The 16,862-nt window shown below is 45.8% G+C and carries 18 protein-coding genes and 1 pseudogene; 8 read left to right on the forward strand and 11 right to left on the reverse strand.

Features of this window, described 5'->3' with window-relative positions; translation table 11 throughout:
* Positions 1-2: 2 nt before the first annotated feature.
* The 6 genes from mlaD (at position 3) to AK965_RS13845 (ending at position 3,853) form a co-directional block, all read left to right on the forward strand.
* Positions 3-491, forward strand: a complete 489-nt coding sequence (gene mlaD / locus AK965_RS13820) for an outer membrane lipid asymmetry maintenance protein MlaD (protein ID WP_099080152.1) — start codon at positions 3-5, stop codon at positions 489-491.
* 3 nt (positions 492-494) lie between these two features.
* On the forward strand, positions 495-1,133 hold the full coding sequence (gene mlaC, locus AK965_RS13825; RefSeq protein ID WP_099080153.1) for a phospholipid-binding protein MlaC: 639 nt from the start codon (positions 495-497) through the stop codon (positions 1,131-1,133).
* Positions 1,133-1,453, forward strand: coding sequence for a lipid asymmetry maintenance protein MlaB (locus AK965_RS13830; protein WP_099080154.1), 321 nt, complete (start codon positions 1,133-1,135; stop codon positions 1,451-1,453). The genes mlaC and AK965_RS13830 overlap by 1 nt, the downstream gene beginning before the upstream one ends.
* A gap of 3 nt (positions 1,454-1,456) precedes the next feature.
* On the forward strand, positions 1,457-1,711 hold the full coding sequence (gene ibaG / locus AK965_RS13835; protein ID WP_005432865.1) for a BolA family iron metabolism protein IbaG: 255 nt from the start codon (positions 1,457-1,459) through the stop codon (positions 1,709-1,711).
* Positions 1,712-1,720: 9 nt separating this feature from the next.
* Positions 1,721-2,986, forward strand: a complete 1,266-nt coding sequence (murA, locus tag AK965_RS13840) for a UDP-N-acetylglucosamine 1-carboxyvinyltransferase (protein WP_099080155.1) — start codon at positions 1,721-1,723, stop codon at positions 2,984-2,986.
* Between the two features lie 141 nt (positions 2,987-3,127).
* Positions 3,128-3,853 carry a 1-acylglycerol-3-phosphate O-acyltransferase gene (locus tag AK965_RS13845; protein WP_099080156.1) on the forward strand — a complete coding sequence of 242 codons (726 nt, stop codon included), beginning with the start codon at positions 3,128-3,130 and terminating at the stop codon, positions 3,851-3,853.
* Between the two features lie 90 nt (positions 3,854-3,943).
* On the opposite strand, the gene AK965_RS13850 is transcribed toward AK965_RS13845, so the two are convergent.
* From AK965_RS13850 to arcA, 6 genes are all read right to left on the reverse strand, one after another.
* Positions 3,944-4,333 carry a RidA family protein gene (locus tag AK965_RS13850; RefSeq protein ID WP_005432832.1) on the reverse strand — a complete coding sequence of 130 codons (390 nt, stop codon included), beginning with the start codon at positions 4,331-4,333 and terminating at the stop codon, positions 3,944-3,946.
* A gap of 167 nt (positions 4,334-4,500) precedes the next feature.
* On the reverse strand, positions 4,501-4,962 hold the full coding sequence (pyrI, locus tag AK965_RS13855; RefSeq protein WP_099080157.1) for an aspartate carbamoyltransferase regulatory subunit: 462 nt from the start codon (positions 4,960-4,962) through the stop codon (positions 4,501-4,503).
* Between the two features lie 16 nt (positions 4,963-4,978).
* Entirely contained in the window at positions 4,979-5,908 is a 930-nt protein-coding gene (gene pyrB / locus AK965_RS13860; protein WP_099080158.1) for an aspartate carbamoyltransferase, read from the reverse strand.
* A gap of 90 nt (positions 5,909-5,998) precedes the next feature.
* The gene (locus AK965_RS13865; RefSeq protein ID WP_253252696.1) at positions 5,999-6,094 is read right to left on the reverse strand and encodes an aspartate carbamoyltransferase; all 96 of its coding nucleotides are present in this window, start codon (positions 6,092-6,094) and stop codon (positions 5,999-6,001) included.
* 90 nt (positions 6,095-6,184) lie between these two features.
* Positions 6,185-7,189: an ornithine carbamoyltransferase gene (gene argF, locus AK965_RS13870; RefSeq protein ID WP_099080160.1), complete on the reverse strand. Its 1,005-nt coding sequence runs from the start codon at positions 7,187-7,189 to the stop codon at positions 6,185-6,187.
* 157 nt (positions 7,190-7,346) lie between these two features.
* Positions 7,347-8,567 (reverse strand): arginine deiminase, encoded by a 1,221-nt coding sequence (gene arcA / locus AK965_RS13875; RefSeq protein ID WP_099080161.1) that lies wholly within the window; start codon positions 8,565-8,567, stop codon positions 7,347-7,349.
* Between the two features lie 583 nt (positions 8,568-9,150).
* Here arcA and rraB point away from each other — a divergent pair.
* Complete coding sequence (rraB, locus tag AK965_RS13880; RefSeq protein WP_099080162.1) at positions 9,151-9,567, forward strand: ribonuclease E inhibitor RraB; 417 nt, start codon at positions 9,151-9,153, stop codon at positions 9,565-9,567.
* Positions 9,568-9,734: 167 nt separating this feature from the next.
* Positions 9,735-10,535: a hypothetical protein gene (locus AK965_RS13885; RefSeq protein ID WP_099080163.1), complete on the forward strand. Its 801-nt coding sequence runs from the start codon at positions 9,735-9,737 to the stop codon at positions 10,533-10,535.
* A 48-nt stretch (positions 10,536-10,583) separates the two neighbouring features.
* Here AK965_RS13885 and AK965_RS13890 read toward each other — a convergent pair.
* The 5 genes and pseudogenes from AK965_RS13890 to pepA all read right to left on the reverse strand — a co-directional run.
* Positions 10,584-11,063 (reverse strand): annotated as a pseudogene (locus AK965_RS13890) (GNAT family N-acetyltransferase); the annotation flags it as partial.
* A gap of 63 nt (positions 11,064-11,126) precedes the next feature.
* On the reverse strand, positions 11,127-11,531 hold the full coding sequence (locus AK965_RS13895) for a DUF2061 domain-containing protein (RefSeq protein ID WP_099080165.1): 405 nt from the start codon (positions 11,529-11,531) through the stop codon (positions 11,127-11,129).
* Positions 11,532-11,758: 227 nt separating this feature from the next.
* Positions 11,759-14,617 (reverse strand): valine--tRNA ligase, encoded by a 2,859-nt coding sequence (locus AK965_RS13900; RefSeq protein WP_099080166.1) that lies wholly within the window; start codon positions 14,615-14,617, stop codon positions 11,759-11,761.
* A gap of 96 nt (positions 14,618-14,713) precedes the next feature.
* Positions 14,714-15,163 (reverse strand): DNA polymerase III subunit chi, encoded by a 450-nt coding sequence (locus AK965_RS13905; RefSeq protein ID WP_099080167.1) that lies wholly within the window; start codon positions 15,161-15,163, stop codon positions 14,714-14,716.
* A gap of 115 nt (positions 15,164-15,278) precedes the next feature.
* A complete protein-coding gene (pepA, locus tag AK965_RS13910) occupies positions 15,279-16,787 on the reverse strand; it encodes a leucyl aminopeptidase (RefSeq protein ID WP_099080168.1) in 1,509 nt (502 codons plus the stop codon).
* Positions 16,788-16,862: the final 75 nt, after the last annotated feature.

Consider the following 16,862-nt stretch of genomic DNA (forward strand, 5'->3'; position numbering starts at 1 on the left):
TCATGCAACAAACACGTAAAACTGAATTATGGGTTGGCAGCTTTGTATTAGCAGGAATTTGCGCGATTCTTGTGATGATTTTTCAAGTTGCTGACGTAAAAAGCATGGGCTCTGGCAATACTTATACCCTGAAAGCCGAGTTCGATAATATTGGTAGCTTAAAAGTGCGCTCGCCAGTGAAAGTCGGTGGCGTGGTTATTGGTCGAGTAAGCAGTATTACGCTCAACCCAGATAACCTGCTGCCAGTAGTAAGTTTGTCGATCAACAGCAAATACAATCAGTTCCCAGAAACGTCCAGTGTGCAAATTCTGACTTCTGGCTTGATTGGCGAGCAATACATTGGATTAGTGCCAGGCTTTGTCTTTGATGATGAGGAAATGCTCGTAGATGGCGATACAATTGAAGACACCAAATCAGCATTGGTGCTAGAAGATTTAATTGGCCAGGTGCTATACAGCATTGGCGATTCAGGCGATTCAAATAAGGAATAACCCATGCTATCGAGATTATTGCTTTCTTTCGCAGCGGCTTTCACGGCATTTGGTGCAGCAGCCCAAGAAGTGGATAAAACGCAGCCATACCAGATGATGAAACAAGTCGCGGAAGTGACGTTTGAGCGATTGAAGAATGAGCAACCAAAGATTCAGCAAAACCCTAATTTGTTAAAGGATATTGTTGATCAAGAGCTGATGCCTTATGTAAATGAACGTTATGCTGCGTTGAAACTGCTCGGCCCGAATCTTAAAGGAGCCAAGCGTGAAGATGTTGGGGTGTTCATTAAAGCTTTTCGTGGTTACTTGGTGACATCATATGCACAAGTGCTGACGCAATATACGGATCAACAAGTCGCGTTTGGTCCAGAACCAAAGCTGGACCCGTCGAAACGTATCACTAGTATTAAAGTTGATATTATTGATGCGCCTCGCCCAAACATTACGCTTGAATTCAAACTGCGCAAAGATAACAAAACAGGAGAATGGCTGGCATTCGACATGGTTGCTGAAGGCATCAGTTTACTGTCGAGCAAGCAGTCGGAATGGAGCGGAAAAATTCGTCAAGATGGCATTTTAGCGGTAGCGAAAGATCTTGAGAGTTTGGCAGCGCAACCCATTCGTTTTGAGGCAAAAAACTAATGTCAGCATCTCATTCTCAGTGGCACTTACAGCAAGGCTCACTTAAGCTCAGTGGGGCGTTGGATAGAGATACTGTGCCATCACTATGGACGGTAGCGAAACAATGGCAGCCCTCACAAGTCGCTGTCGAGTGCTCGTTGGAAGAGATCGAGCGTATCGACTCAGCTGGAATGGTGATGTTAATTCACTTAATAGAGCATGCAAAAAAACAAAACTGTCATATAATGCTCAGTTTCGTGCCTGCGCAATTGCGCACTTTGTTTCAGCTGAGTAATGTTGAATCTTTAGTGGCCAAACATATACAGAATTATCAGGGGTAAATTGTGGATAGCGCAAAAGTACAACAGTTACTAGAAGAAGCACTAAACCTTCAAGAAGTGCATGTAAAAGGTGAAGGTAGCCACTATGAAGTGGTTGCTGTTGATGCTTGTTTCGATGGAATGAGCCGCGTTAAGAAGCAGCAGTTAATTTACGGTCCTCTGATGGATTACATTCAGCGTAACGACATTCACGCGCTATCGATTAAAGCGTTCACTCCCGAAGAGTGGGCACGTGATAAAAAGTTAATGTCGCTTTAAGGTTTATTGATGGAAAAGTTTCGAGTAATTGGGTCAGACAAACCACTAGTTGGTGAAGTGACTATTTCTGGTGCAAAAAACGCAGCACTGCCGATTTTATTTGCGTCTATTTTGGCTGAAGAGCCGGTAGAAGTGGCAAATGTGCCACACCTTCGTGATATCGACACGACCATGGAATTGCTAAAGCGTCTAGGCGCAACAGTAAGTCGTAATGGTTCTGTTCATGTCGATCCAAGCAGCATCAATGAATACTGCGCGCCTTACGATTTAGTAAAAACCATGCGTGCCTCAATTTGGGCGCTTGGTCCACTTGTTGCGCGTTTTGGTCAAGGCCAAGTATCACTGCCTGGCGGCTGTGCGATTGGCGCACGTCCAGTTGACCTACACATCACTGGCCTAGAACAGCTTGGTGCAACCATCACACTAGAAGATGGTTACGTAAAAGCAGAGGTTGATGGTCGTCTGAAAGGCGCACACATTGTGATGGACAAAGTCAGCGTTGGTGCAACCATTACTATTATGTGTGCTGCCGCATTAGCGGAAGGCACAACAACACTAGATAACGCAGCTCGTGAGCCTGAAATCATTGATACCGCCGATTTTCTAAACACCTTGGGGGCGAAAATTTCAGGTGCAGGTACAGATACCATCACGATTGAAGGTGTTGAGCGCCTGGGCGGTGGTAAGCACAGCGTCGTCGCAGACCGTATCGAAACCGGTACTTTCCTAGTTGCAGCAGCGGTGTCTGGTGGTAAAGTGGTTTGTCGCAACACCAATGCACACCTATTGGAGTCTGTGCTGGCGAAGTTGGAAGAGGCTGGAGCTCTAGTAGAGACAGGCGAGGATTGGATTTCTGTTGATATGACGGATCGCGAGCTAAAAGCTGTGAGCATCCGCACCGCTCCGCATCCAGGTTTCCCAACCGATATGCAGGCGCAGTTCACGCTATTGAATATGATGGCGAAAGGTGGTGGCGTGATCACGGAAACGATCTTTGAAAACCGTTTTATGCACGTACCAGAACTGATGCGAATGGGCGCGAAAGCGGAGATTGAAGGCAACACTGTGATCTGTGGTGACGTAGAATCATTAAGTGGCGCGCAAGTTATGGCAACGGATCTACGAGCATCGGCAAGTTTGGTGATTGCTGGTTGTATCGCAAGTGGTGAAACGATCGTTGATCGTATTTACCACATTGACCGCGGTTACGACAAAATTGAAAATAAACTGGCGGCACTTGGCGCAAATATTGAGCGAGTGAGCGAGGCAAGTTAAACTGCTTGGCTAGTGACGTGGACATCAAGAGAGCCGAAACTCAGGTTTCGGCTTTTTTATATGTTTTCATTACCATCATGTGATGGAAAGAGAACAAAGACGAGTTGTACTTGGCGTAAAGCCGGTTCCTGGAGAACAATGATGATTGCACTATTACGTGTATTTGCTGTCGCAATTTTCGCAATTGTGATGTTTATTGGCGGTTGTGGTTACTGCCTGCTGAGCCCTAGAAACCCTAAGCATGTTTATACCTTTGGCCGGCTGTTCGGCAAGATGTCTCGGGTATTTGGCATTAAATTAGAGCTACGCATTCCCGAAGATGCTTATTCTCGTGGTCAGCATATGTATATTGCTAACCATCAAAATAATTGGGATCTGTTTACGGTTTCTTCAGCAGTGACACCAAAGGTGGTCACTGTTGGTAAAAAGAGCCTAGTATGGATGCCACTATTTGGTCAGCTTTACTGGCTTACCGGCAATATTTTGATTGACCGTGCGAACCGATCGAAAGCGAAAGGAACTATCGATCAGGTGGTCGATAATATTAAAAAGAGTGATGTGTCGGTATGGATGTTCCCAGAAGGCACACGTTCACGTGGTCGAGGCTTACTGCCATTCAAAACCGGTGCGTTCCATGCTGCAATTGCTGCAGCAGTGCCAATCATTCCAATCGTATGTAGTTCAACGGATCGAATTAAATTCAACCGTTGGAACAACGGCCATGTTATTGTTGAGATGCTTCCACCTATTAGTACAGACGGTTATGGTAAAGAAAGTGTACGTGACCTGGCGAACCTTTGTCGTGAACAGATGAAAGAGAAGTTAGAAGCTCTGGATGAAGAAGTAAAACAGCGCAATGCGGCATGAGTTTGACGGACGATAAATAAAAAAATGGGTAGCTAGGCTACCCATTTTTTTATTTATCCTGAACGCAGGTCACTTAGTAAGTGCGAGCAATTATTTACGAACAGCGATTGCTTCAATCTCGATACCTACATCTTTAGGTAGACGAGCCACTTCCACGCAAGAACGTGCCGGGTAGTTTGCCACTTCGTGTTCGTCAAAGAACTTACCGTACACTTCGTTTACTGTGCCGAAGTCGTTTAGGTCTTTAACGAAAACGGTCATTTTAACGATGTCTGTTACTTTAAGGCCTGATGCTTCCACTACAGCCTTCACATTTTCTAGAGACTGACGTGCTTGCTCTGCGATGTCAGCTGACACTTCACCTGTCGCTGGGTTTACTGGAATTTGGCCAGAAGTTAGAACCATGTTACCTAGATCTACGCCTTGAACGTAAGGACCGATTGCTGCTGGTGCAGATTCAGTGTGAAGTACTTTCGTCATGTGAATTGTTCCATCTGTTTTATAGGGGAATAAAGAATATACCCAAGTATCTTGACGTTACTTGGGTATATTGAGTGTGCCTCTAAACATGAAGCACGTAAAGATCAAAATACCCCGCTAGGGCGGGGCATTAGTCAACTTTCTGTTAGTAATAAAGCGATAGGCGATTAACGCTCTGTCACGATCTCACGTGCAAATACTTTCTCACAGTATTTACATTTCAGACGGATATCGCCTTTCTTTTCGACGACATTGAAGCTACTTGCGACAGGTTCGTTGTGAGTAATACAGTTACTGTTTGGGCACTCGAAGACATTGTTGATTCGCTCTGGAAGCTCTAGTGCCAGTTTCTTCACTACTTCGTAGTTTTCGATTTGGTTGACGGTCGCGTGTGGTGCATAAAGTGCTAGCTTGCTCGCTTGCTCTTCATTGATGAAGATATTTTCAATCTTTAATAGATCTTTGTGGCCCAGTGCCGATGATGGCAAGTTAAGGCCAATGGTTACACGCTGAGACGAATTATGCATGTCGAACAGCTTCAGAACCTTGATACCAATTTGTGCCGGAATGTGGTCGATTACCGTACCGTTTTTGATTGCTTCTACCTGCAATTGAGTTTCTTTAGTCATGTCTTTTCTCCCTCGATTACAGTGTTTCGTTAAGAACCAATGCCAACAACGCTTGGCGCGCGTACACGCCGTTCTCTGCTTGTTGGAAGTAGTATGCGTGTGGTGTTCTGTCTACGTCAGTCGTGATTTCATCTACGCGTGGCAGTGGGTGTAGTACTTTTAGGTTCTCACGTGCACTTTTAAGCAGTGATGCCGTTAGGATGTAAGCTGACTTGATATGGGCGTATTCTGATTCGTCAAAACGTTCTTTCTGTACGCGAGTCATGTACAGAATATCGAGCTCAGGAATTACGCTCTCCATATCAGTATGCAGGCTGTATTGGATCCCAGCTTCGTCGAGCTCTTCACATAGGTAATCAGGCATTGCTAGCGCTTCTGGCGCGACAAAGAAGAAGCGAATGTTATTGAACTTCGCAAGGGCTTGCGTCAATGAGTGCACGGTACGACCGTATTTCAGGTCACCAACAAATGCGACGTTAAGGTTATCCAGACGACCTTGGGTTTCTGCGATGGTGTACAGGTCGAGCAGCGTTTGTGTTGGGTGCTGGTTTGCACCGTCACCGGCGTTGATGACAGGTACGCCGTTTGAGAACTCAGACGCTAGACGAGCAGCGCCCTCTTGTGGATGGCGCATCACGAATGCATCCACGTAAGAAGAGATAACCTGCACAGAGTCAGACAGAGTTTCGCCTTTTTTTGCCAGAGAGGTGTTGCCACCATTATCAAAGCCAATAACATCGCCGCCGATACGCTGAATGGCCGTCTCGAAAGAGAGACGAGTGCGTGTGGATGGCTCAAAGAAACAGCTTGCGACAACCTTGTTGTTAATCAGTTCTGGACGAGGTTCTTTTTTTAACTGACCTGCAGTTTCGACAATCAGTTCCAGCTCTTCACGTGAAAGCTCTGGAATAGAGATGATGTGCTTCTGGTAAAGCGAGTTCGCCATGATCTTCTTCCCTATAACAGTGGTGACTATCCCCAAAATTAACCGTGACGGAATTTTGGACATAAAAAAACCTCCCCAAATGGGGAGGTTTTAAAAATCAATAGAATTAACGAAAATAACAGCACGTAAGCGTAGTCGCTTAGCTAGAGCAAATCGCATTTTTACGTCAGCAATCAGCGTGGTCATTTCGTAATCCTCAGACAAATTGCCGAGCATTATACGCTTAACTTCCTTGAGCGCAAGCGATTACGCTATGCTTTTGGTGACTAAAAGTCGCTAACTTCCGAGTGTCGCCACCATTACCGCTTTGATGGTATGAATGCGGTTCTCGGCTTCGTCAAACACGATAGAGTATTCTGACTCAAATACCTCTTCCGTTACCTCAAGGCCTTTCATACCGTATTTTTCTGCCACTTCTTTACCCAAGGTGGTTTCGTCATTGTGGAAAGCAGGTAGACAGTGCATGAACTTCACGTGCGGATTACCCGTTTTTTTAATCACATTCATGTTGACTTGGTAAGGTGTCATCAGTGCAACACGCTCATCCCAAGCTTGTGCTGATTCGCCCATGGAAACCCACACATCGGTGTAAAGGAAATCACAACCTTTTACGCCCTCTTCGACGTTTTCAGTCAAGGTGATTTTCGCGCCTGTTTGCTGTGCAATCTCTTGGCAACTCGCCACTAACTCTTCTTCTGGCCAGAAAGATTGTGGTGCGACAAGACGAATGTCCATGCCCATTTTCGCCGCGCCAACCATGAGAGAGTTGCCCATGTTGTTGCGTGCATCACCAAGGTAAGCGAACGTAATCTCATGCAGCTGTTTACCGCGTCCATGCTCTTGCATGGTAAGGAAGTCGGCAAGGATTTGTGTTGGGTGGAATTCGTCGGTCAAGCCATTCCATACTGGCACGCCAGCGTAAGTCCCCAGTTCTTCCACGATGGATTGACCAAAGCCGCGATATTCGATGCCGTCATACATTCGACCAAGTACGCGAGCAGTGTCTTTGATTGACTCTTTATGGCCGATTTGTGAGCCAGAAGGACCGATGTAAGAAACTTGTGCGCCTTGGTCAAAGGCCGCGACTTCAAACGCACATCGGGTACGAGTAGAAGATTTCTCAAAGATTAACGCGATGTTTTTGCCTTGAAGTTTCTTCTGCTCTGTTCCTGCATATTTCGCTTTTTTCAGCTCAGCAGACAGTTCGAGCAAAAACTGGATTTCTTTTGTAGAGAAGTCCAATAGCTTCAAAAAGTTGCGATTACGTAGATTGAAAGCCATAGCTCGTCCTTTAGGTCGTTTGGTTGATGAAGGATAAAAGCATTAAAACATATAAATGCTTTTATTGTGAATAATTATTTTTCGCGTGAGTAAAAAAAGGTTGATGTATTCACATCAACCTTAGTCATTATTTATCTCGTTTGCTGAGAGAGGTTTCTCAAATATCGTCGCGTTCTATTGGGCAGCTCATACAACGTGCGCCACCACGACCTCGACCAAGCTCATTACCTGGAATCGTTAGGACTTCGATTCCTGCTTTGTCATATTTCTCATTGGTATAGACGTTACGCTCGTAACCAATCACCACCCCCGGTTTCACCGTGAGGACGTTATTGGCATCATTCCACTGTTCACGCTCGGCTTCGTAGCTGTCGCCACCGGTCGTGATGATTTTTAGTTGGTCCAAACCAAGTGCAGATTCAATCGCATGTAGGTAGTTGTGCGATGCTTCCACATGCATTTCACCATTGCTCTTTGGCGTTAAGCGCCAAGTGTCGAGCTCTTTACGCATGATCTCAGGGTAAACCGAGAAGGTATCAACGTCCATATGCGTCATGACGGTATCTAGGTGCATGCATGAGCGGTGTTTTGGTAAGTCGATAGCAATGACTTCTTTCGCCTGACCGGATTTAAACAGGCTTGCTGCTAGGTTTTCTACCCCCTGTGGCGTGGTGCGCTCAGATATACCAATGAGTACCGCTCCTTTACCTATCACCAGAACATCACCACCTTCGATGTTTGCATTGTCGTAGTGAAGGTCTTCGTTACCAAAGTACTTAATGAAATCTTGCCCTGCAAACGCCGGATGCCAGTGGTAGATGGCTCGCAGATGATTCGTTTCACGTTGACGTGCAGGCATCATCATTGGGTTAAGGGAGACACCGCCATAAACCCAGCAGGAGGTATCTCGAGTAAACAGATGGTTTGGCAGGGGCTCAATAACGAAGTCGAGTGGTTGTTGCATTTTTGGTAGCATCGATGATGACTGAATTGGCAACTCTGAGTAGGCCAAACCGCCAAGTAGGATAGTGGCAAGATGCTCGTTGTCCATCTCGATAAAGTATTGACGCAAATCTCGAGCGAAAGTTGGACCATAGCGGAAGTCCGAAATCTGAGTATTTAATAGCCACTGTTTTGCCTCCGGAACGGCAAGAGTTTCGACCAGTAAATCGTGCAGCAGTAACACTTCGACACCTTGATCTCGAAGCGTGCGAGCAAAGGCGTCGTGTTCTTCTCCTGCGGCTTCCACTGCTAATACATCATCAAACAGTAGATCGTGACAGTTTGATGGTGTGAGGTGGGTTAGGGCACGCTCTGGGCGATGTAGTAGTACTCGTCTAAGTTGACCAACTTCTGATCCAACGTACAGCTTACTCATTTTGCATCCTTACAAATTTTCCAGCCGTTAGTTATGACAAGCTTGCAGCAAAGATGCAAGCTTACACTAATGGTCTATATATCGAATTTTATTGATTTTAAGATTTATATTTTTCTCAGGAGGTCGGTTGTTCTTTTTTTCTATATATAATTCTTTTTTCCAATAAGCTTGAGGAGTGCGTTTTTATTCTCTTCGCTTTTAGAGGAAGTGAATACATCGTTAGAGCATAAAGCGCGCATAATAATTCTAAAATATGCAGGTTAGACGCTGTCTTTATTCGTTCGGTGACAATCAGTGTGTCGTTACTGTATTCACTCCAAGGTCATAAACACGCAATGCTCTTGGAAACCAGCCGTAAACAACCGGAATAGGATCTTCTGAATATTACAGATTGTCTATTTTTGTTGATTTTATGTTTCTGCCTGCAGAGTTTCGATTTTCACGTAGTAATAATCACTAAGAATCGAGGCTGTTTGGTGTTTGTTTGTGGCTTTTCATCGCAATCCGTGCCATATTTCACCGCATCAACATACTCAGTTTTGAGTAAAGTGTTTCCATCAAGTAACTAATCTGGAGCCAAAACATGTCTCACGAAGATGAATATCTATCAGTAGAAGAATTAATTGAGATTCAAAAGGAAGAGACTCGCGATATCATTGCAGCATTGCTAGAAGATGGCAGCGATCCAGATTCATTATACGAAATCGAGCACCACCTATTTGCCGAAGACTTTGACACGCTAGAGAAAGCCGTAGTTGAAGCGTTCAAGATGGGCTTTGAAGTACTTGAAGCTGAAGAAACAGAAGATGAAGATGGCAACAAACTGCTTTGCTGTGATGCAACAATGGAATCTGCGCTGAACGCAGAAGCGATTGATGCACAGGTTGAGAAACTGGTTCATCTTGCAGAGAAATACGACATCATTTACGACGGTTGGGGTACTTACTATGAAGGCGAAGATGCGCTTTACCCTGACGAAGATGATGAAGACGAAGAGTAATTAACTCATTCATACTAGGAAGCCAGCATTTATCGCTGGCTTTTTTGTGCCTTGAAAATGAACCACGCCGATGATGATAAATAACTCTCATTGAGTTAGCTAATAGTCTATAACCCTGTGTCACTTGAGTATATAATGAGTGAAAATTGATCTAGCTCAAGGTGACTATGCAACTCTCACTCGCCGGTTTATGGCAAGTCTCTCCACTGACGGACCTTTCTATCCCACAGGATGACATCACTTTTCCTGCACCTTTGAGTCGGGTATTACCCGCTGAACTGACAGAAGAAGCGATTCGTCAGCAAGAGTGGCATCTGATGCATGACATTGAAGTGGATGAATCCATGATGGCATTCCCAGCGGTAGAAATGGTGTTGGGTGGTGTGGATTACCATGCTGAAGTGCGTTTGAACGGAGTTGCATTATTTGATTGTGACGGCTCACAAAGCTTGTACAAAAAAGACATTCGTCCGTTCATGCAGATGGGACGTAACCGCTTTGAGATCCTGTTCCTTGAGGAAGATGAAGATCTTCTACTGGGTGAGGATAAGCCAGAGTTGTGTTCACTTGCGGATCACGAATACAAAAAGAGTGATGAGCGCTTGGGGGTATGGCAAGAACCGTATCTGCAGTTTATTCGTAATGTGCGTTTAGATCGCGTGGCAACAGAGCAGATTTGGCACTACGGTGGGGGCTGTGAGTTCAAAGTCGATTTGTACTATCAGACGTTTGCGCCAGGACTGGTATCTGCGTCGGTGAAGTTTAATGGCATGACTTACTGCATTCCAATTGATGTTCGCGCCGATCACACCACTGCACTTTTCCAGATCGACGCGCCAAAATATGCCGATCTTAACGCTCCCGATCCAAATGATCTCTACCAATTGTCGGTGGAGCTAGATGGGCAGCGCCAAGCCTTTTCGGTTGCACTCAGCCAAGAGCTCTGCGTTACTCACCTTGTTTTGTAACGGTTTAGCTCTGTAGGTGTCTGAATTTGTAAATGCTTGATGCGTAAGTTACAGCGACTTAAGCATCACCACTTCACATGCATCATGCCCTGTTTGTCCAAGCGGGGCATCTAAATGTTCAAAGCCAAGCTTTTCATACAAGCCCACTGCCTCTCTTAGACATTCTGTTGTTTCTAAATAGCACTGTTGATAACCGAGTTGTTTCGCAAGTTGTAAGCTCAACGCGACGATGCGTTTGGCTAAACCGTGCCCTCGCGTTTGAGGTAAGAAGTACATCTTTTGCAGCTCACACACATTTGGTTCGCCAGCTAAAGGTGCAAAGCCACCACCACCCACAATCTCGCCTTGGTGCTCTACCAACCAGTAAGCAGCGCCTTGTTGGCTGTAAACCGAGTACATGTCATCAAGGGTCGGATCTGCTACGCCATAACCTTTGTCTGTGGTTAAGCCATATTCTGCCGAGACTTTGCGAATGACTTGAGCAATGCCGGGATTATCTTGCGCTGTGATTGGGCGAAGGACGAAGTCAGCAATTTGTTCCATGTTTTGCCTATAAAAAGGGTCACGAGTTAGTGACCCAATATATTTCGATTAAGCATGTTGGTGCAAGCAAAACTGCGGAGCTTTGGCGTGGCTTTCCGATTTACGTATCCATACTTTCTCGTGGAAGTAGTAGGCGACGGTGTTCAAACTAGGTTCTAGCATTGCCATTACACCACCGACAAACGCGTCACCTGTTAGTAAGTAAACCACTGTAAAGGCAACGCTAAAGTGGATAGTGGCAAAGCTTGCGGTTTTTAATTTGGTCATCCATTGACGAGCTTTAAGCGCAGGGACTTTTGCCCATGCCTTTTCATGAAAGTAGAAAGCGACGGTGTTCACGGACGGCTCAATCATGGCAATTAAACTACCAATCAGAATGTCGCCAGTAAGCACGTAAGCGACACTAAACGCGATAGTAAAATGGAGTGCGGCAAAGGTTAGTGTCTTTTTCATGATAATTACTCAATCGTTGTGTTGTTTCGATAGTTCTATTATTGAGAATCATTATCACTAAAGCCAATGGGCAGTTAAGATTATTTTGATAGGTAAAAGCTATTAAATGTGTGGAGAAGTAGAAGAGAAGAGCGGATATTTCTGAAAACTGTCCAAGTCATAAAATGGCAAAAAGGGTTGATGCTTTCACACCAACCCTTTGATTCTTTTATTCTAACTTTTAGCGATTAAAGTGCAGCGATCGTTGTCTTCTGTTCTTCTAACTTAGCTAAAGTCTCTTTGTAGCCTTCAAGCTTCTCACGCTCTTTAGCAACAACTGCCTCAGGTGCTTTCGCTACGAAGCCTTCGTTACCTAGTTTGCCTTCGATACGCTTGATTTCACCGTGAGTCTTTTTGATTTCGCCATCTAGGCGAGCAAGTTCTGCGTCTTTGTCGATCAGACCCGCCATTGGGATCATCAGCTCAGACTTAGCAACCAATGCTGTTGCGCACGCAGGCGTTTCTTCGTCAGCAGCAAGCACGCGTACAGATTCTAGTTTCGCAAGAGACATCAGTACTTGTTTGTTTGCTTCTAGGCGTGCTGCATCTTCCGCATTTGCAGCTTTCAACATAACCTCAAGCGGCTTACCTGGGTTGATGTCGTATTCAGCACGTAGGTTACGGATGCTAGTGATGAACGCTTTCACCCATTCGATATCGTCTAGTGCTTCTTGGTTGAAGTTTGCTTCGTCGAATTGAGGCAGTGCTTGAAGCATGATTGTCTCGCCTTCTACACCTTCAACTAGTGGCTTGATGCTTTGCCAGATAGTTTCAGTGATGTAAGGAATCACTGGGTGAGCTAGACGTAGAGTCTTCTCAAGAACTGTGATTAGTGTACGGCGAGTACCACGCTGTTGCGCTTCAGTACCTTTCCATAGAACGGGTTTGGTTAGCTCTAGGTACCAGTCACAGAATTGGTTCCAGATGAATTCGTAAAGCGTGTTCGACGCCATATCTAGACGGAAGTTGTCGATATGGTTGTTGAACGCTTTCGCTGCGAGTTCAAACTGAGACTCGATCCACTTGTCTGCTAGTGAGTATTCGATCTCACCACCGTTGAAGCCACAATCTTGCTCTTCTGTGTTCATCATTACGTAACGGCTCGCGTTCCATAGTTTGTTACAGAAGTTACGGTAACCTTCTAGACGCTTCATATCCCAGTTGATATCGCGACCGGTTGATGCCATTGCTGCAAGCGTGAAACGTAGCGCGTCAGTACCGTATGCTTCGATACCGTTTTCAAACGTCTTACGTGTGTTCTTCTCGATCTTCGCGGCAAGTTGAGGCTGCATCATGTTGCCACAACGCTTCTCTACTAGAGACTCTAGGTCGATACCATCGATCATGTCGATTGGGTCAAGTACGTTACCTTTCGACTTAGACATCTTGTCGCCGTTTTCGTCACGGATTAGACCAGTAACGTAAACCGTCTTAAATGGTACTTGTGGTTTGCCGTTTTCGTCTTTCACGAAGTGCATGGTCATCATGATCATGCGAGCAACCCAGAAGAAGATGATGTCGAAACCCGTAACGAGTACGTCTGAAGGGTGGAATACTTTCAGATCGTCCGTTTGCTCTGGCCAACCTTGAGTGCCGAACGTCCATAGTGCAGAAGAGAACCATGTATCCAAAACGTCTTCGTCTTGGTGCAGTTCTATTACTGACTCTAGGTTGTTGTTCTTGCGAACTTCTTCTTCGTCACGACCTACGTAAACATTACCTTGGTTGTCGTACCAAGCTGGGATGCGGTGACCCCACCATAGCTGACGAGAGATACACCAGTCTTGAACGTCACGCATCCAAGAGAAGTACATGTTTTCGTATTGCTTAGGCACAAATTGGATGTCGCCATTTTCTACTGCTTCAACCGCTGTTTTCGCTAGAGGCGCAGTACGTACGTACCATTGGTCAGTTAGCATTGGTTCGATAACCACGCCACCACGGTCGCCGTAAGGAACTTGTAGATCGTGATCTTTCACTTCTTCAAGTAGACCTAGCTCGTCGAATTCAGCAACGATAGCTTTACGAGCGGCAAAGCGCTCCATACCGTGGTACTTAGCAGGTAGTTCTGTGCTGTATGCGTCGCTTGCTTCGCCGTTAGTGTTGAATACTTCAGATGCAGCACGGATGTTCGCGTCGAAAGTCAGAATGTTGATCATTGGTAGCTGGTGGCGCTTACCAACTTCATAGTCATTGAAGTCGTGCGCAGGTGTGATTTTCACACAGCCAGTACCTTTTTCCATATCTGCGTGCTCATCGCCCACGATTGGGATGCGACGACCAACGATAGGAAGAATGATGTCTTTACCGATAAGATCTTTGTAGCGTGGATCTTCTGGGTTAACTGCAACACCAGTATCGCCTAGCATGGTTTCTGGACGAGTAGTCGCAACAACGATGTAGTCTTTGCCATCTGCTGTTTTAATGCCGTCTGCTAGCGGGTAGCGGAAGTGCCACATGTGGCCTTTCGTGTCTTTGTTCTCTACTTCTAGATCCGAGATAGCTGTGTGTAGCTTTGGATCCCAGTTAACTAGGCGCTTACCGCGGTAGATTAGGTCGTCTTCGTATAGGCGTACGAACACTTCTTGAACCGCGTTAGACAGACCATCGTCCATCGTGAAACGCTCACGATCCCAGTCTACAGATGCGCCAAGACGACGAAGCTGCTTAGTGATAGTGCCGCCAGATTCGCCTTTCCATTCCCAGATTTTGTCGATGAAAGCTTCACGACCGTAATCGTGTTTTGTTTTGCCTTCTTCAGCTGCGATCTTACGCTCAACAACCATCTGAGTTGCGATACCTGCGTGGTCAGTACCTACTTGCCAAAGGGTATTTTTGCCCTTCATACGTTCACAACGGATAAGTGTATCCATGATCGTATCTTGGAACGCGTGGCCCATGTGTAGGCTACCAGTGACGTTCGGTGGCGGGATCATGATGCTGTAAGCTTCTTTAGTCGTGTCACCGTGTGGCTTGAAGTAGCCTTTCTCTTCCCAAGTCTGATACAGAGCTTGTTCGATTGAAGTTGGGTTGTATGTCTTTTCCATAGCGCTCTTTTAATGGATACGTTGATGGTTGAATCTAAGTCAATCTTTATAAGTGAGGGATCTTAGTAAGATCACCTTAACTATAAGGATTGACCGTTAAGGATAATCAATTTCGATTGTTTGCAGTTGGTATCCTGCTTGACGGTAAATTTTATACCTTCCTCTTGCGAGCTGTTTAGCTTTTTCTTCGCAAGGGACGAAGTCTACCACCTCTGCAAACTTGTTCGCAAAGGTTGTCTCATTTTCCGCCAAATTAATTACCAACTGACGATTCCAAGACGGCTTAACGCCCTCGTAGCCGATTTCAATATTCGTCGTGTATTTAGGCCCTTCACCTACGAGATTATGTGCCATGTACTTATCAGCATCAACTTGCCAGAAAGCTTCAGCAAGCTGCTCCGCTTGCAGTTTATCTTGGCAGTTCAAATATACTTTAGCGCCTTGACGAGCAAAGTGCTGAGTCAAAAACACGATGTATTGTTCAAACCCCGTAACGGTTGCTTGTGGGCTCTCTTCTTTAATGATGTAGAAAGTGGCGTTGTGCATCATTCTCTCGTTTGCTTAAAGTCTCATCCTAAGACCATCTTAACCCTCATTCTTTCTCAAGAATATTGGGATAATAAAAAAGGGCCTTTCGGCCCTTTTAGATTGTGTTCAGAAATTACTCTTCTGTCTCTTGGCCGCTGCGGTTCAAAAGGAATTGGACAAGCATTGAGACAGGACGGCCTGTTGAGCCTTTCGCTGCGCCTGATTTCCAAGCCGTACCTGCGATATCGATGTGTGCCCAGTTGTATTTCTTGGTGAATTTAGACAAGAAACAGCCCGCAGTAATTGTGCCAGCAGGACGGCCACCGATGTTTGCCATATCAGCAAATGGACTCTTCAACTGCTCGTGGTACTCGTCAGCCATTGGTAGACGCCATGCACGGTCACTCGCTTGCTCAGAAGCGTTGATCAGCTCATGAGACAGTGGGTTGTGATTGGAAATAACGCCGCTGATGTGGTGACCTAGTGCAATAACACAAGCCCCCGTTAGCGTTGCCACGTCAACGACGCAATCCGGTTCAAAACGCTCTACGTACGTCAGCGCATCACACAGAACTAAACGGCCTTCCGCGTCGGTATTGAGTACTTCTACCGTTTGGCCTGACATGGTTGTTAGGATGTCACCGGGACGGTATGCGTTGCTGCCAGGCATGTTTTCACAGCCTGCAAGTACACCAACCACGTTGATTGGTAGATTCAGTTTCGCTAGTGCTTTCATAGTGCCGAATACCGATGCAGCACCACACATGTCGTACTTCATCTCATCCATGCCTTCGCCAGGTTTTAGCGAGATACCACCTGAATCGAACGTCAGGCCTTTACCAATCAGTACGATCGGTTTTGCATCTGAATCTGGGTTGCCTTTGTATTCGATGATAGACATCATCGATTCGTTTTTCGAGCCACGACCTACCGCAAGGTAAGAGGTCATGCCTAGTTTTTCCATCTCTTGCTCACCAATGATCTTGGTGGTGACGGTTTCGTAATCGTCAGCTAGGCGACGAGCTTGAGAGGCTAGGTAGGCTGGGTTAGCCACATTTGGCGGCATGTTGCCAAGATCTTTAGACGCTTTTACACCAGACGCAATCGCTAGGCCATGAGTGATCGCTTTTTCACCTAGGTTTAATTCACGACGCGTTGGTACGTTAAATACAAGCTTACGCAGTGGGCGTCGAGTTTCTGGCTTAACGCTCTTGAATTGGTTAAATGTGTAAAGGCCATCTTTTGTTGCTTCAACAGCTTGGCGAACTTTCCAGTAAGTATCGCGGCCTTTAACGTGCAGCTCTGTTAGGAAACATACGGCTTCCATTGAGCCAGTTTCGTTAAGTGTGCTGATCGTCTTTTGAATGATTTCCTTGTACTGGCGCTCGCCTAGTTCACGTTCTTTACCACAACCTACAAGTAGAACGCGCTCTGACAACACTCCCGGTACTTGATGCAGTAGCAGCATCTGACCAGGTTTTCCCTCTAGATCACCACGGCGAAGTAGTGAACTGATGTAGCCATCACTGATTTTATCAAGTTGCTCGGCTACTGGAGAAAGGCGACGTGGTTCAAACACACCAACAACGATACATGCGCTACGTTGTTTCTCTGGACTGCCACTTTTTACACTGAACTCCATGCGTACTCCTACATCCTGAAGACAAATTGCTATAAATGTTAGATAATGATCGCTTACTTGTTGAATTTAAGCTCG

This window comes from Vibrio sp. PID17_43 (assembly GCF_002608565.1).
Taxonomy (GTDB): Bacteria; Pseudomonadota; Gammaproteobacteria; order Enterobacterales; family Vibrionaceae; genus Vibrio.

Coding starts and splice junctions, on each gene's coding strand:
- murA (WP_099080155.1), top strand. CDS start 1,721: ATGGAAAAGTTTCGAGTAATTGGGTCAGACAAACCACTAGTTGGTGAA.
- arcA (WP_099080161.1), bottom strand. CDS start 8,567: ATGAGTAAGCTGTACGTTGGATCAGAAGTTGGTCAACTTAGACGAGTA.
- AK965_RS13850 (WP_005432832.1), bottom strand. CDS start 4,333: ATGACGAAAGTACTTCACACTGAATCTGCACCAGCAGCAATCGGTCCT.
- AK965_RS13845 (WP_099080156.1), top strand. CDS start 3,128: ATGATTGCACTATTACGTGTATTTGCTGTCGCAATTTTCGCAATTGTG.
- AK965_RS13865 (WP_253252696.1), bottom strand. CDS start 6,094: ATGACCACGCTGATTGCTGACGTAAAAATGCGATTTGCTCTAGCTAAG.
- AK965_RS13895 (WP_099080165.1), bottom strand. CDS start 11,531: ATGAAAAAGACACTAACCTTTGCCGCACTCCATTTTACTATCGCGTTT.
- rraB (WP_099080162.1), top strand. CDS start 9,151: ATGTCTCACGAAGATGAATATCTATCAGTAGAAGAATTAATTGAGATT.
- pyrB (WP_099080158.1), bottom strand. CDS start 5,908: ATGGCGAACTCGCTTTACCAGAAGCACATCATCTCTATTCCAGAGCTT.
- pyrI (WP_099080157.1), bottom strand. CDS start 4,962: ATGACTAAAGAAACTCAATTGCAGGTAGAAGCAATCAAAAACGGTACG.
- AK965_RS13885 (WP_099080163.1), top strand. CDS start 9,735: ATGCAACTCTCACTCGCCGGTTTATGGCAAGTCTCTCCACTGACGGAC.
- pepA (WP_099080168.1), bottom strand. CDS start 16,787: ATGGAGTTCAGTGTAAAAAGTGGCAGTCCAGAGAAACAACGTAGCGCA.
- argF (WP_099080160.1), bottom strand. CDS start 7,189: ATGGCTTTCAATCTACGTAATCGCAACTTTTTGAAGCTATTGGACTTC.
- AK965_RS13830 (WP_099080154.1), top strand. CDS start 1,133: ATGTCAGCATCTCATTCTCAGTGGCACTTACAGCAAGGCTCACTTAAG.
- mlaD (WP_099080152.1), top strand. CDS start 3: ATGCAACAAACACGTAAAACTGAATTATGGGTTGGCAGCTTTGTATTA.
- mlaC (WP_099080153.1), top strand. CDS start 495: ATGCTATCGAGATTATTGCTTTCTTTCGCAGCGGCTTTCACGGCATTT.
- AK965_RS13900 (WP_099080166.1), bottom strand. CDS start 14,617: ATGGAAAAGACATACAACCCAACTTCAATCGAACAAGCTCTGTATCAG.
- AK965_RS13905 (WP_099080167.1), bottom strand. CDS start 15,163: ATGCACAACGCCACTTTCTACATCATTAAAGAAGAGAGCCCACAAGCA.